This is a genomic window from Devosia pacifica, from assembly GCF_014652635.1.
Classification (GTDB): Bacteria; Pseudomonadota; Alphaproteobacteria; order Rhizobiales; family Devosiaceae; genus Devosia; species Devosia pacifica.
This window is the reverse complement of the sequence record NZ_BMZE01000001.1, coordinates 788,409-802,594: the sequence shown is the minus strand read 5'-3', so window position 1 is coordinate 802,594 and position 14,186 is coordinate 788,409. Positions and strand designations below refer to the sequence as shown.

At 60.2% G+C, this 14,186-nt stretch carries 13 protein-coding genes and 1 other RNA gene; 9 read left to right on the top strand and 5 right to left on the bottom strand.

From position 1 onward, the window contains the following. Positions 1 to 6 precede the first annotated feature (6 nt). Both IE127_RS04125 and IE127_RS04120 read left to right on the top strand, forming a co-directional pair. A complete protein-coding gene (locus IE127_RS04125; RefSeq protein WP_189423655.1) occupies positions 7 to 2,187 on the top strand; it encodes an esterase-like activity of phytase family protein in 2,181 nt (726 codons plus the stop codon). Positions 2,188 to 2,379: 192 nt separating this feature from the next. After that, a complete protein-coding gene (locus tag IE127_RS04120) occupies positions 2,380 to 5,982 on the top strand; it encodes an AsmA family protein (protein WP_189423653.1) in 3,603 nt (1,200 codons plus the stop codon). Between the two features lie 14 nt (positions 5,983 to 5,996). Here the strand turns inward: IE127_RS04120 and IE127_RS04115 are convergent, their stop codons facing one another. The 3 genes from IE127_RS04115 to ssrA form a co-directional block, all read right to left on the bottom strand. Then, the gene (locus tag IE127_RS04115) at positions 5,997 to 6,230 is read right to left on the bottom strand and encodes a ribbon-helix-helix domain-containing protein (protein ID WP_189423651.1); all 234 of its coding nucleotides are present in this window, start codon (positions 6,228 to 6,230) and stop codon (positions 5,997 to 5,999) included. A 5-nt stretch (positions 6,231 to 6,235) separates the two neighbouring features. Beyond that, positions 6,236 to 6,730: an SspB family protein gene (locus tag IE127_RS04110; RefSeq protein WP_189423650.1), complete on the bottom strand. Its 495-nt coding sequence runs from the start codon at positions 6,728 to 6,730 to the stop codon at positions 6,236 to 6,238. A gap of 108 nt (positions 6,731 to 6,838) precedes the next feature. Continuing rightward, positions 6,839 to 7,170: a transfer-messenger RNA gene (gene ssrA, locus IE127_RS04105) on the bottom strand. 75 nt (positions 7,171 to 7,245) lie between these two features. On the opposite strand from ssrA, the gene IE127_RS04100 reads away from it, so the two are divergent. From IE127_RS04100 to IE127_RS04075, 6 genes are all read left to right on the top strand, one after another. Next, on the top strand, positions 7,246 to 7,755 hold the full coding sequence (locus tag IE127_RS04100) for a thermonuclease family protein (protein ID WP_189423649.1): 510 nt from the start codon (positions 7,246 to 7,248) through the stop codon (positions 7,753 to 7,755). Positions 7,756 to 7,822: 67 nt separating this feature from the next. Further along, a complete protein-coding gene (locus IE127_RS04095; RefSeq protein ID WP_189423648.1) occupies positions 7,823 to 8,617 on the top strand; it encodes a thymidylate synthase in 795 nt (264 codons plus the stop codon). Then, complete coding sequence (locus tag IE127_RS04090; RefSeq protein WP_189423647.1) at positions 8,614 to 9,162, top strand: dihydrofolate reductase; 549 nt, start codon at positions 8,614 to 8,616, stop codon at positions 9,160 to 9,162. Before IE127_RS04095 ends, IE127_RS04090 begins: the two co-directional genes overlap by 4 nt. Positions 9,163 to 9,223: 61 nt before the next feature. Then, positions 9,224 to 10,396, top strand: coding sequence for an FtsH protease activity modulator HflK (hflK, locus tag IE127_RS04085; RefSeq protein ID WP_189423646.1), 1,173 nt, complete (start codon positions 9,224 to 9,226; stop codon positions 10,394 to 10,396). 3 nt (positions 10,397 to 10,399) lie between these two features. Next, positions 10,400 to 11,671, top strand: coding sequence for a protease modulator HflC (gene hflC, locus IE127_RS04080; protein ID WP_189423645.1), 1,272 nt, complete (start codon positions 10,400 to 10,402; stop codon positions 11,669 to 11,671). Next, positions 11,668 to 11,859, top strand: coding sequence for a DUF2065 domain-containing protein (locus IE127_RS04075; protein ID WP_189423643.1), 192 nt, complete (start codon positions 11,668 to 11,670; stop codon positions 11,857 to 11,859). The genes hflC and IE127_RS04075 overlap by 4 nt, the downstream gene beginning before the upstream one ends. Here IE127_RS04075 and IE127_RS04070 read toward each other — a convergent pair. After that, the gene (locus IE127_RS04070; protein WP_189423641.1) at positions 11,856 to 12,404 is read right to left on the bottom strand and encodes a GNAT family N-acetyltransferase; all 549 of its coding nucleotides are present in this window, start codon (positions 12,402 to 12,404) and stop codon (positions 11,856 to 11,858) included. The two genes, IE127_RS04075 and IE127_RS04070, sit on opposite strands and share 4 nt — an antisense overlap. Next, positions 12,401 to 13,273 (bottom strand): phosphoserine phosphatase SerB, encoded by an 873-nt coding sequence (gene serB / locus IE127_RS04065; protein WP_189423639.1) that lies wholly within the window; start codon positions 13,271 to 13,273, stop codon positions 12,401 to 12,403. Before serB ends, IE127_RS04070 begins: the two co-directional genes overlap by 4 nt. Here serB and miaA point away from each other — a divergent pair. Next, on the top strand, positions 13,272 to 14,186 hold the full coding sequence (gene miaA, locus IE127_RS04060; protein WP_244639921.1) for a tRNA (adenosine(37)-N6)-dimethylallyltransferase MiaA: 915 nt from the start codon (positions 13,272 to 13,274) through the stop codon (positions 14,184 to 14,186). The genes serB and miaA overlap by 2 nt on opposite strands.

The window sequence follows — 14,186 nt, the reverse complement described above, 5'->3', positions numbered from 1 at the left end:
GATATCATGCGTCATACCAGCCGAATTGCGGCCCTGGCCGCTGTGTTGCTTGCCGGCACCGCCGCCGCGCACGCAGAACAGTACTTCGATCGTATCGCCAGCTTCCCGGTGGCTCAGAATAATCCGGAAGCCGAAGAGACTTCATCAGAGATCATCACCGTCACTGAAGACGGCATGACGCTGATCTACTCCGACAGCCCTGCAGGCGGTATTGGCTTCATCGACATCACAGATGCTGCGGCTCCCGAAGCCGCGGGCTTTGTCGATCTCAGCGGTGAGCCGACAACCGTCGTGGTGTTCGGCGATAAGGTTCTGGCGGGTGTGAACACCTCGGAAAGCTACACAAATCCATCGGGCCACGTTGCCAGCATCGATATCGCCAGCCAGTCCATTGGCGTCACCTGTGACCTTGGCGGTCAGCCGGATGCCTTGGCGCGCAATGCCGACGGTTCGCTTCTTGCCGTTGCGATCGAAAACGAGCGCGACGAGGATCTCAACGATGGCGAGTTGCCGCAGCTGCCCGCCGGCGGTCTTGCGGTGTTCAGCGTCGCCGATGGTGAGATCGACTGCGACAGCCGCATGCTTGTCGACCTGACCGGTCTCGCCGATATCGGCCCGACGGACCCGGAGCCGGAATATGTCTCCATCAACGGCGAGAACGAGATCGTCGTCTCGCTTCAGGAGAACAACCACTTCGTCATCGTTGATGGCGACAGCGGCGAAATCATCAACCATTTCAGCGCCGGTTCGGTCGATCTCGAGAATATCGATGTCGAAGACGACGGTGTGCTCGACTTCAGCGGATCCCAGGACGGGCGCCTGCGTGAGCCGGACGCCGTCAAGTGGATTGACGACGAGCGCTTCATCTCAGCCAACGAGGGCGACTACAACGGTGGCTCGCGCAGCTTCACCATCTGGAACAAGGATGGCAGCGTCTCGTATGAGAGCGGCGCCTCGATGGAAATGATCGCAGCCCAGCTTGGTCACTATCCAGACGGCCGTTCCGATGCCAAGGGCGTCGAGCCGGAAGGCGTCGAGGTCGCAACGTTCGGCGATACGACGTATCTCTTCGTCGGCCAGGAGCGCTCCTCGCTGGTGGCAGTCTACAAGGATACCGGTGCCGAGCCGGAATACTTGCAGTCGCTGCCGTCGGGCATCGGCCCGGAAGGTGCGGTGGAAATCCCCGAGCGTAACCTGCTGATCACCGCCAATGAAAACGATCTGCGTGTGGACGGCGGTGTCGGTTCGCACGTGATGATCTTCGAACTCGCCGAAGCCGAGCAGCCGGTCTATCCGCAGATAATGTCTGATCTCGATGCAGATGGCCGCCCGATCGGTTGGGTGGCGCTGTCGGGTCTGGTTGCCGACGCGGAACAGGCCGGTATGCTTTACGCAGTATCCGACAGCTTCCTGTCCGGCCAGCCATCGATCTACACGATTGATGCCACGCAAACCCCGGCCATGATTACCGACAAGACCGTTGTCACCCGGGATGGCGATGCTGCCAGCGGTATTGATCTTGAAGGCATTGCGCTTGATGGCGAGGGCGGGTTCTGGCTGGCTTCAGAAGGCCGCACCGACCGTGAGGTGCCGCATGCGCTCTATCACGTCGATGCCGAAGGTGCGATCCAGCAAGAAGTGATGTTCCCGGAAGAGCTTCTGGCGAACGAAATCCGCTTTGGTGCGGAAGGCGTGACTGTTGTCGGTGAAGGCGATGACATGACCCTTTGGATCGCCATCCAGCGCGAGTGGGGCGATGATCCGGCCGGCATGGTCAAGCTTGTCTCCTACAATCCGGCTTCGGGCGAATGGGCGGCGGTGCACTATCTGCTTGAAACGCCAGCAGAAGGCGCCTGGGTCGGCCTGTCGGAAATCACTGCACACGGCGATTATGTCTACATCGTCGAGCGCGACAACCAGATCGGCGAAGCAGCCGAACTCAAGGCGCTCTACCGCGTGCCGATGTCCCAGATGCAGGGCGCTTCGATCGGTGGAGAACTTCCGGTTGTCACCAAGGAAGAAGTCCGCGACTTCATCCCCGACCTGCAGTCCTTCAACGGTTACGTTCTGGACAAGGTCGAGGGCTTTGCGATCGACGCCAACAATGAAGGCTGGGTCGTGACCGACAACGATGGCGTTGACGACTCCTCGGGCGAGACCAATTTCTGGTCGATCGGCCAGATGTAAGAGCCTAGGCGCAAAACTTATTTGGGCGGTCGGCCGTTTGGCTGGCCGCCTTTTTTATGTGCGCTGACACAATGGTGATATTGCTGGTCTTGGTCGGGTCAGATTCGTTCTGTCGTTACCGGCAGATGACGGGGTTGCACTCCCGTCTCGCCCGCCTGCATTCTGTGTTCGCCGAACGAAAGCGATACGCCCTTGCTGAACCGCATCTACATCATTGTAGGCCTGCTTGCGATTTTCGTCCTCGCTGCCGCATTTATCGTGCCGCGCTTTATCCAGTGGAGCGATTATCGCGAGCGCATGGAAATCATCGCGAGCGATGTCGTCGGCGCGGAGGTGAGCATTCTCGGGGACATCGACTTCCGCTTGCTGCCGCAGCCGCGGCTGTTGTTCTCGGATGTCGTGGTAGGCGAACTTGAAGAGCCGTCAGTGACAGTGGAATCGGTCGATGCCGAGTTTTCGCTGATCGAGTTCCTGCGCGACCAGTACAATTTGACGCGCTTTGACCTCAACGCGCCAGTGATTGACCTGACGATCGACAAGAATGGTCTGTTGGTCTCCGACTTCGCATTTGCTGGGGAAGCAGGCGCCACCAATGTCGTGCTGGAAAGTGCCCATATCGTCAACGGCAGCGTCCGGCTGATGGATCGCCGGGCAAGCGAGAACGTGGTGCTGAGCGGTGTGGAAGGGAACCTGAGACTATCGGGGTTCTCCGGGCCATTTCAGTTCCAGGGCAGGGGCGAGTTTCGCGACGCGCCGTATCGGTTGCGCCTTAATACGTCGGCTGTCGATGAGGCCGGAGAGAGCAGGCTTTCGGCGCGTGTCGAATCGATCGGGGGTCCGCACACATTCCAGTTCGATGGCGATCTCATGCCTGGCTCGGCGCCGCGTTTCGAAGGCGGCATGACGTATCGGCATACCCCCGAGGCTGCCGAGGCCGCCGAGGACATTCGTGGCGATCTGATTCTCGAAAGCAATATCGAGGCATCGACCGACAGGGTGGTGCTCACCGGCTATTCACTGATGCCTGATGAGAACCGCCCTGGCACACGCTTGACCGGGCAGGCGAGCATCCAGCTCGGTGCTCGGCGCGATTTCGACGCAGTGGTCAATGGTGGCGTGTTCTCGCTGCCGCCGCGCGATGCATCGGAAGATCAAGCGCAGCAGCCTTATGAGTTCGTCCGCCTGTTGCGGGAACTGCCGGCGCTGCCCGTGCCGCCAATTCCCGGTACCGTTGCCGTCGAACTGACTGAAATGGGGCTACGCGATTTTTCCTTGCGCGACGTTCAGGTGGAGGCATCGACAGATGCCAGCGAGTGGTCCATCGAAAGCCTGGCCGCGCGTCTGCCAGGCGCCACAGATCTGACCGCCAGTGGCGTCCTGTCTTCCACCGGCGAGCGCCCTGAGTTTCGTGGTGAGGTTTCGATCAATTCGCAGCGTCTCGACGCCCTGTCTCAGATTTGGCGGGCGCCGGGCGACGAGAATGCGCTGTTCAATACACCGGGGAGCTATGCCGCAAACGTCGTGCTGGGGGCGGACGCCCTGGCGCTTTCATCCGGCAGGTTCGTGCTCGACGGTGTTTCAAACGTTCTGAACCTCCGCGTCGGATTCGGCGAGGAGCCGAGGCTCGATGTCACTGGCAGATTCGGTGCCCTGAGCGAGCGCGAAAGCGCTGGACTTCTGCAACTCCTGCCGCCTCCCGGTAACAGCAACACGTTTTCGGTGAGTTTTCCCGCCGGTAGCTTCTCGCTTCGCGCCGATGCCGCAAACGTTCTCGATATGCACGGCGAAGACCTTATTGCCGAAGGCAGCTGGGGCGATAGCAGCGTCCTGCTCGAGCGTGTCGCGGCCGCGCCGCTTGGCGATGTGGCATTCGATGCGGCGTTGAATCTGCAGGGCGGATTTTCGGATCCGGTCGTGTCCGGTACCGGCACTGTAAACGTTCTGTCCGAAGAGGCGGAGGGGCTGTCGCGGGCCTACGAGCTGTTGAACATGCCTCAGAAGTGGCGCGAAGCCTTCAATGCCTTTCTCCCGGCAGAGCTCTCTTTTGACCTCGGCGGTGCTGACGCTGGCCAGCCAACCCTGACGATCGATGGCGATCTGGATGGCACCGATTTCATGCTGACTGCCAGCTATGCCGGCGGGATCTTCACAGCGCTTGGTGGCGAGGTTTCGGCCAGAGGCTATCTTGAGGCTGACGAAAGCCGCACGTTGATGTCGCAGCTGCGTCTCGGCGCCCTCAATCCGTTTGATCCATTCGGCGAGATGCTGATCCACTTCAACCTGGACGGGCAGGCGCCGGCGAACCTCACAGCACGAGTGACGGCAAGTGCCTCCGAGCAGAGCGTCAGCTACAGCGGTGAGCTGTCCATTGCCGATGCGATCTCGGGCGAGGGCACGATCGAGGCACGCCTCGACCAGACAGGCGCCTGGCTCGAACTGCTTGGCCTGCGTGGAGCCGATCTTCCGGGACTGATTGGCACCGCACAACTGGCTTTCGAGGACGGCGATGCCTTGCGGTTGAGCGATATTCAGGGGACAAGCGCGGGGACCGGGTTTTCCGGAGAGCTCAGCCTTGAGCAAACGCCTTCCGGCCGACAGGTGGACGGTGCGATGAGCATCAACTCGGCCAGTGTGTCCGGGGTGGCATCGCTGCTCGGGGGCGCCAGCGGCGTGGCGACACTGGAAGAGGGCGTATGGCCAGACAGCCCCCTTCAAATGCCAGAGGCGCCCGCACCATCGCGCGGTACTGTGAATGTTAGCATTCCTGAGCTCATCGGGAGCGGGAATGCTGCGATCCAGGACGTTAGCTTTGATCTGAACTGGGACGCTGAGCGGGTACGTCTGGCGGATCTGCGCGCTGAGATCGGTGATGGCAGTATCGAAGGGAGTGTCGGACTTTGCTGCGACAATGCCCTGACCGAACGCACGCTGAGCGGACGGGTAATGCTCGAAGATGTGGACATGACAGCGCTTCTGCCGACGGACATCACTGCAATTGCCGGTCAAGTGAGTGGCGGCTTGCAGTTCGAGGGCACCGGCACCGACTTTCGTTCGATCCTCGGGCGGATGGCAGGGCAGGGCAACGTTACCGTCTCTGACCTGACGCTGTCGGCGCTTGACCCAGATGTCTATCAGTCGGTCAATCGGCTCGACAGCGTGCTCGACATGGATGCCGATGCTCTCGCCAACATCATCGGCATGGGGCTGAGCCGCGGGGCCTTCGAGGCGGAGACGGCACAGGGCGTGATCAACATTGCTGGAGGCACTGCACGTCTGTCGAACCTGCAGATCGATGGTCAGGACGCGGCCCTCAGCGGAACGCTGACAATTGGCCTCGCCGATCTCGATCTTGGCGGCAGCTTCACCATGGTTCCGCGCGCGGAGTATGACGAGGATGCCATCATGAGTTCGGAAACAGGTCGTGTTGGCGTTGCGTTGTCCGGCACGCTCTTCGATCCACAGGTTGACACGCGCCTATCAGCGATGGTGGCGGCCCTGCAGGTGCGCGCAAACGAGCTTGAAGTGCAAAGGCTGGAACAACTTCGGCTCGAAGCGGAAGCCAGGCAGCGCGAAGCTGCTGAGGAGCGCAATCGGCTCATCGAGGAGCAGCTTCAACAAATGGAGCAGCAGCGGGCAGAGGAGGCTTCCGAAGCTGCGGAAGCTGAGGAGCCAGTCGAGCCAGCACCGCGAGCACCGGTTCTCGATGCGCCGCAGCAGCAGCCGGCGACGCCGCCATTCGAATCTGGAGCGGATGGCCCGGTTTATAACGGGCCGCCTCTCAACCTGAGCTTTTAGAGATCGCTTCCGCTTCAGTCCTCTTGCGGCGCTGGTCGAGGAAGCCGATGGTCCCTGAACCACGCTAGAACGGCGAGGCGAATGGCCGAAGAGAGATTATCGCTCCTGCGAGACTGGTCGATCAGTTCGACCGTTGCAGGGATCGATAGCGAAAGTTCTGCTGCTACAGCGTCAAGGCCCGACCAGAACTCGGGCTCGAGGGCAATGCTTGTGCGATGCCCCGCAATGGTGAGGGAACGCTTCTGCAAGCGGCTCAGGGCTTCTTTCGGAAAGAATCGAGGCTGACGACTTTCTCACCCGGCTCGCCCTCGGGCTCGTCGTCTGTGCTGCCGGATTCGGCGGCCTCTGCCATTTCAGCTGCATCCGGCACCTCTCCGCCGAGTTCTTCGAGCTCGCCAAGATCCTGGAACTGCATGCCGGTTTGCACCGATGGATCGAAGAAGCCGCGCAGGGCGGCGAATGGGATGACCAGGGTTTCCGGTTGCCCAAAAGACAGACCGACCTCGAAGTTGGTCTCATTGACCTTGAGTCCCCAGAACTGGTTCTGCAGCACGATGGTCATTTCCTTGTCGTACTGGTCCAGCAGCTTCTGCGAGATCCTGACGCCGGGGGCCCGGGTATAAAAGGTGATGAAGAAGTGATGCTCGCCGGGCAGGCCAGCCCGCGCCACTTCAGCCAGGACCTTGCGCACCACGCCACGCAGCGCCTCCTGGGTGAGAATGTCGTAGCGGATCAGATCTTCAGCCATCGGTACCTTCCGGAAACAGAATCCGTAGAACGGGGCTCATATCAGCCTCACCCGGCGCAACAATTCAAGGCCTAAACGCGCAGGATATGAAACACAGATGCTGGTTGAAGTGCAGGCTTCTGTTGCCAGGTGCCTGCGAACCCCGCCTACCGCCTGCTACAGCGGAAGGGCTTCATTCGAGACTATCGCGCCGCATTACGCAGCGAGACGGGCCTCAGCATAGTTGTCATTGGCAACTATAAAAATTGGTCTGATAACGGTAGTACCATACCGAGCGAAAACACACCCTTTACACCCCCGTCGATCCTATTTCGCCCCCATAATGGTGGAGGCGCCGGGTACCGCCCCCGGGTCCGAGTGGCTTATTCCGATGGCCATTTATCGCCATAGCTCTTGCGAGCACGCCCAATATAGGGATGGGATCGGCCGATGCAAACCCCTGTTTCGATTGTCGTGTTCGCTTGACCAGACATTAACTGCGCCGGGCCATCCTCGATGTGATTTCGGGGGATGTAATGGCTCGTTCGGTTCGCCTGGTTCGCGCACGCCGCAGGGTGCGGCTTCCGTTTCCGCTGGCAGTGGCTTTCGCTTTTGCTGTCGGGCTCGGCGTATTGCCGCTTACCACCTCCCTGCCGCTGACCGATTGGCTCGCAGGCGATGGCCGTGCGGTGACAGCCCACGGCACGTTTGGCTCATGCGCAGGATCAACCCGCATCGATTGCGTCGTCGATGGCGACACGATCTGGCTTAGGGGCGAAAAGATCCGCATTGCAGATATCAATACTCCTGAAATCAGCCGTCCGTCATGCGCAAGCGAGGCCGCGCTCGGTGAGCGAGCCAAGCAGAGACTGATGCAACTGCTGAATGAAGGAGAGTTTCGTGTCGAACGCAGGGGAAGCAGAGACACCGACCGATATGGGCGCTCGTTGCGCGTTCTGACTCGAGACGGCAATTCCCTCGGTGAGGTGCTGGTCGCAGAAGGGCTGGCGCATCGGTGGGAGGGGAGGATGCTCAGCTGGTGCTGAGCCGCTACCCTGTTAAAAGCTGCATTCAGCAAGAGCGCTCGACAACAAGAATCGCTACCATGCTGCCATGCAGCAATACCTGAAACTCCTGTCCGACATTCTTGCCAACGGCACTGACAAATCAGACCGCACGGGGACCGGCACGCGCTCGCTCTTTGGCTATCAGATGCGCTTCGATCTGGCAGAGGGGTTCCCTCTCGTCACGACCAAGAAATTGCATTTGCGCTCGGTTGTTTATGAGTTGCTATGGTTCTTGCGCGGCGACACCAACGTGCGCTGGCTGCAGGAGAACGGCGTCAAGATCTGGGATGAGTGGGCCGACGAGAATGGCGATCTCGGTCCCGTTTACGGATCACAGTGGCGCAGTTGGCCGGCACCGGATGGCACGCATATTGATCAGATCGCAAAGCTGGTCGATGGCTTGAAAAACAATCCTGACTCGCGCCGACATATCGTTTCTGCCTGGAATCCGGCCGAGATCGATGAGATGGCGCTACCGCCGTGTCATTGCCTTTTCCAGTTCTATGTCGCGGATGGGCGTTTGAGCTGTCAGCTCTATCAGCGCTCGGCGGATACGTTTCTAGGCGTACCGTTCAACATCGCCTCATATGCCTTGCTGACGCATATGCTGGCACAGGTTACGGGCTATCGGCCGGGTGAATTCATTCACACGTTCGGCGATGTCCATCTTTACGCCAATCATTTTGCCCAAGCGCGGGAGCAGTTGTCTCGAACGCCTCGGCCTTTGCCGAAACTGCAGCTTTCTTCTGAGATCACTCGACTTGAGGACTTCACCTTCGAGGACATTGGCTTCGAAGGGTATGAACCGCATCCACATATCAAGGCTCCGGTCGCCGTATGAGTGCAGAGGCTTCAAGCGAAGATGATGTCCGCATCAGCATGATTGCGGGCGTGGCAGAGAACGGCGTCATTGGCTGTGATCAGGCGATTCCGTGGCGCATCCCCTCGGACATGCAGTTTTTCCGAAAGATGACGCTTGGCAAGCCCATAGTCATGGGGCGCAAGCAATTCGAGACTGTCGGCAAGCCGCTGCCCAAGCGTACCAACCTCGTGGTGACCCGCCAGGCGGGGTACCAGCCAGATGGGGTTCTGGTCATCAGCAACCTTAACGACGCAATCCACCATGCGAAAGCCATTGCGGCGGCTGATGGTGTCGATGAAATCATGATTATTGGTGGTGGAGAAATATACCGGCAGGCGCTTGATCTGGCAGATCGGCTATACATAAGCCATATAGATCTTTCGCCGGAAGGCGAAGTATACTTCCCTGAAATATCGTCCAGGGACTGGGAAGTTGTCTCATTGCCAGAGGTCGAGCCGGACCCTCGCGATGATGCGACGTTTCGTGTCAAGATTTACGAGCGTGTTCACGCCGCTTTTCATTGATCGAGGTTCGGCCCTTTCCTATATAGGGCGCAATTCAATCGAACCAGCCGAAAGGTATGCGATGCCGTGGGAGAGTAACGGAGGCGGAGGTGGCCGCAATAATGGTGGCGGTCCCTGGGGCCAGGCACCCGGCGGCGGCGGCAATGGCGGCGGAGGCGGTGGCCCGCGTCGTCCGAGTAATGGCGGCCCAAATCTCGAAGATATTCTCAATCGCGGCCGCGACCGATTCCGCGGAGGCGGCGGAGGCAGCGGCGGTGCTGGTGGTGGCATCCCAGGCGGCAAATGGGCCGTAGGCGGTGCAGCCCTCGCGCTGATTGCCTTCTGGGTCGCGAACTCGGTCTATACCGTGAGCCCACAGGAAGTCGGCGTTGAGCTGCGCTTCGGCCAGCCTAAAGACGAGCTGGCAATGCCGGGGCTGCACTTCCATCTGTGGCCGATCGAGACGGTCGAGCGTGTCTCGATCACCGAAAACCAGACTGTCATCGGCAATGCCTCGGGCACTGGGTCGCGGGCGAACGCCGAGGATGGGCTGATGCTTTCGGGTGATCAGAACATTGTGGATGTGCGCTTTTCGGTCCTGTGGTCTGTCGAGGATCCAGCTCAGTACCTCTTCAATGTCCGCAACCCTGAAGAAATGGTGCGATCGGTAGCGGAAAGCGCGATGCGCGAAGTCGTCGGGCGTCGTCCTGCACAGGACATTTTCCGTGACGACCGTGCGGGTATTGCCCGCCAAGTGCGCGACATCACCGCTGGAATCCTCGCGGATTATGATCTCGGCGTGAATGTCGGGCAGATTTCGATCGAGAATGCCGCGCCTCCAGCTGAAGTCGCCGACGCCTTTAACGAGGTGCAGCGTGCCGAACAGGACGAGGATCGTCTTCAGGAAGAAGCTCGCCAGTACGCGAATTCGCTGCTTGGTGATGCCCGCGGTCAGGCAGCGCAACTGCGCGAAGATGCGGCAGCTTACGCAAACCGCGTCGTGCAGGAGGCAACTGGTGAGGCTGAGCGCTTTAACCAGGTCTATGCAGCTTACGTGAATGCCCCTGATGTGACCCGCAAGCGTCTCTATCTCGAAATGATGGAAGACGTGATGAGCAGCTCCGAGAAGGTGCTGATCGAGGAAGGTACGGGCGGTTCCGGCGTCGTGCCCTATCTGCCGCTGCCAGAGCTGCAGTCCAGACAGAGCGGCACGTCCAGCGCCGGTGCGTCCTCAACTACAAGCGCGGGGAACTAAGCCATGAACAATCGTCTGATTATCGCGGCCGTTGTTGTTCTGGCCGCCCTGTATGTCGTTGTCTCCTCGGTCTATATCGTCAACGAACGCCAGCAGGCGATCGTGACGCGGTTCGGCGAGATCACGGCCGTTCACTCTGAGCCGGGACTGTATTTCAAGATCCCGACCGACGTCATTGACCGCGTGCAGATGATCGAGGATCGGCTGCTGCGTTACGATCTCGCCGACATGACCGTGCAGGTCTCCGGCGGTGCGTTTTATGAGGTCGACGCTTTCCTGACCTACCGGATCGTTGATCCACGGTTGTTCCGCCAGCGTGCGCTGGGTGAGCTTTCGGTGGTCGAGGATCGTATCGCAACGCGTTTTGATGCGGCTCTTCGCCAGGTCTATGGCCTGCGTGAATTCAGCGCGGCCCTTTCGGAGCAGCGCACCCAGATGATGCTCGAGGCCCGCGACCTGATCCGTCCGGAGATGGCCGAAATCGGCATTGAGATTGTAGACGTGCGTATTCAGCGGACCGATCTCGCTGAAGAAGTCTCCGAAAGGACCTTCGAACGCATGCGGGCTGAGCGTCTCGCCGAGGCGGCTCTGCTACGTGCCCGGGGCCAGGAGCAGGCGCAGAGCTTGCGTGCTATTGCTGATCGTCAGGCCGTCGAGATCGTTGCCGCCGCGACCCGTGATTCCGAAATCATCCGCGGTGAGGGTGACGCCACGGCAAACTCTCTGTTTGCCGACGCCTACACCCAGAACGAAGAGTTCTTCGAGTTCTATCGGTCCATGGAAGCCTATCGGAACGCGCTCGCCAATACCGGTACGACGATGGTGCTGTCGCCGCAGTCGGCTTTCTTCGACTATTTCGGTTCGAGCGGTTCTATTCCTGAGCCGAGCGAGGAGTTCGCCACCCCGCGCGTGACTGGGCAGCCGATCGTGGTGCAAGAGACAGACGAGCCGGCGCTCGATGGTCTCGGCATCGAAGAAACGGTGCCACCTTCCATCACGCTCGAGGACGGCTCCGAACTTTCGCCGACGGTCGGCACCGAAATCCCTGAGCCGGCCGAACCAGATCCGTCGGTCTCCGCACCGGATGTGCCGGGTGCCGAGCCAACGGAGGTGCCGCCGAGCGAAGGGCTTCTTCAGGATATACAGGGCGGCACCGATAGCCTCTCACCTGTTGATAATACCGGCTCGGCTGCAGACCAGGTTGACCCTGAGGCTGAGGATGCTGGCTCCGACGCTGGTGCCGTGGCCGATGAAGAGGCAGTTCCGGCACAGTGACGGAATTGCTCGCCGCGTTGTTTCTTGCCATCGTCATCGAGGGCCTGATCTACGCGGCGTTTCCTGAGCAGATGCAAAAGACGCTGGCGAGCATCATGAACATGCCGCCAGCGTCTTTGCGTATTGCAGGGCTGCTCGCCGCTGGCGGCGGTCTCTTGATGCTCTGGCTGGTGCGCAGCGCGTCCTAGCTGGTGGCTTGCTGTGGGTTGGACATGCGGTAGAGCACGTGGGCGCGAAGCCAATGGCCCACAGGCACCTTGGGATGCTCGAAATCGCCCTCTGGATCATGGGTCATGCCGATTTTTTGCATCACGCGCTGGCTCGGTGCATTCGGGTGTGCGGTAAAGGCGACGACTTCTGAAAAACCCTTGAAATTGAAGGCATGGTCCAGTGCCCCGAGTGCCGCCTCGGTGGCATAGCCATTACCCCAGAACGGCCGGCCGATGATCCAGCCAATCTCTACCGGCGGATTGCCCTTGAGGGGCATCTCGACAGGCGCATAGCCGACATCTCCGAGAAACACCCCGTCACTTTTTCGCTCGACCGCCCAGAAGCCATGCCCGTCTTCCTCAATGCCCCTGATGAACCGATCGACAATGGCGTTGCTCTGCGAGCGGGAGAGGATGGTGGGATAGAACCGGCGCGTCTCGGCGTCGCCGTTGAACGACGCATAGGGCTCTCGGTCGCTATCGCGCCATTGCCGGAGGATGAGCCGCGGCGTTTCGATAATCATCGCACTATATCGTCTTCTGCAAATCCTTGCAGGTAGAGCAGGGCAGTCAGATCTGCGTGGTCGATCCTGATCGGGGCGGCCTCGGCTACCTTCGGCTTGGCGTGAAGAGCGACGCCGAAGCCCGCGGCCGTAATCATATCGAGGTCATTGGCTCCGTCGCCGACCGCGAGTGTATCTGTCAGTGGGAAGCCGCCATTCTCGGCCTCCTGCTGTAGGCGCTGCAACTTAACGCTCTTGTCGACAATAGGTTGGCCGACAGAGCCTGTCAGGCGGTCGCCATCAAATTCAAGCGTGTTGGCGATCGCTTCGTCGAAGCCGATGCGCTTGGCGATGTGATCGGCGAAAAAGGTGAAGCCACCAGAGATCAGGACGGTTCGCGCGCCATAAGCCTTCATGGTCTGAACCAGTGCGCGGCCGCCCGAGGCCAACGTGATCCGCTCGCGCCGGATCTCTTCCATGACCTTACGCTCGAGCCCGGTGAGAAGCGCAACGCGTGTCTTGAGCGCTTCGGCGAAATCGAGCTCACCGCGCATCGCGCGCTCGGTGATTTCGGCAACACGCGGCTTGAGGTCAAGCGCATCGGCAAGTTCGTCGATGCACTCCTCGTTGATCATAGTAGAATCCATGTCGGCGATCAGCAGTCGCTTGCGCCGTCCCCCGCTGGGCACGAGCGCAGCATCGATGCGGCGAGAGCCGATAATGCCGCGCGCATCCGACAGGGGATCGGTTGACTTCGGCTCGATGATCTCGCAGGCAATGCCGTGATCGAGCCAATTTAACTCGCCCCCGATCTCGAGCTGCACCATCTTGGCGAGTGCCGCATCCAGTTCCGGATCGGAAGGATCGGCGATAAGGCACAGTACCGGCATGCGAAACGAACTCTCCCGGATGATCGACGCTGCGGCCGCCAATGGCCGACGAACCGCCGTCCTGATAGCGGGTCCGACCGCCAGCGGCAAGTCAGGGCTGGCGCACGCATTGGCGCGGGCCGTGGATGGAGTGGTGATCAACACCGATGCGCTGCAGGTCTACGACACATTACGCGTCGTGACGGCCCGCCCCAGCGCCGATGAGATACAGGATGTGCCTTACCGGCTTTACGGCTTTGTCGACTGTGCAGAGGCTTTCTCGACGGGCAAATGGCTTGCGAACGCGCGGCAGGTGATCGCGGAAAGTGACAGGAAGATCCTGTTTTTTGTTGGTGGTACGGGGCTTTATTTCGATGCCTTGATAAACGGATTCGCGGACATTCCGCAGGTCGCGGCGACCGTGCGGGCAGAGGTGCGGTCTCGGATTGCCGGCCTCGATGCGGAGCAGCGGCTGGCATTGTTACAGGTGGAGGATCCTGAAGCGGCCCTTCGGCTCAAGGTTGTCGATCCGCAACGGCTCGAGCGCGCGCTGAGCGTCAAGGCTGCAACCGGCCGAATGCTTTCAAGCTTTCAGCAGCAGCCGGAAACTGGTGCGCTTGTCGGGATTGAGACAGTTCGCGTTGTGCTGGATCCCGACCGGGAGGTGCTGCGCCAGCGTATCGCGAACCGTTTCGAGGAGATGTTCACCAATGGCGCCGTGGACGAGGTGAGGAATTTGCTCGAGCGGAAGCTCGATCCGTCGCTACCCGCAATGAAGGCGATTGGCGTACCGGAAATATCGGCGTGGTTGCACGGCGATATTATTCAGGAAACTGCGATAGAACGCGCGGTCATCGCCACGCGCCAATATGCCAAACGCCAGAGAACCTGGTTTCGCAACCGCTTTTCGGATTGGGTGCGTTTGCCGAGCTAG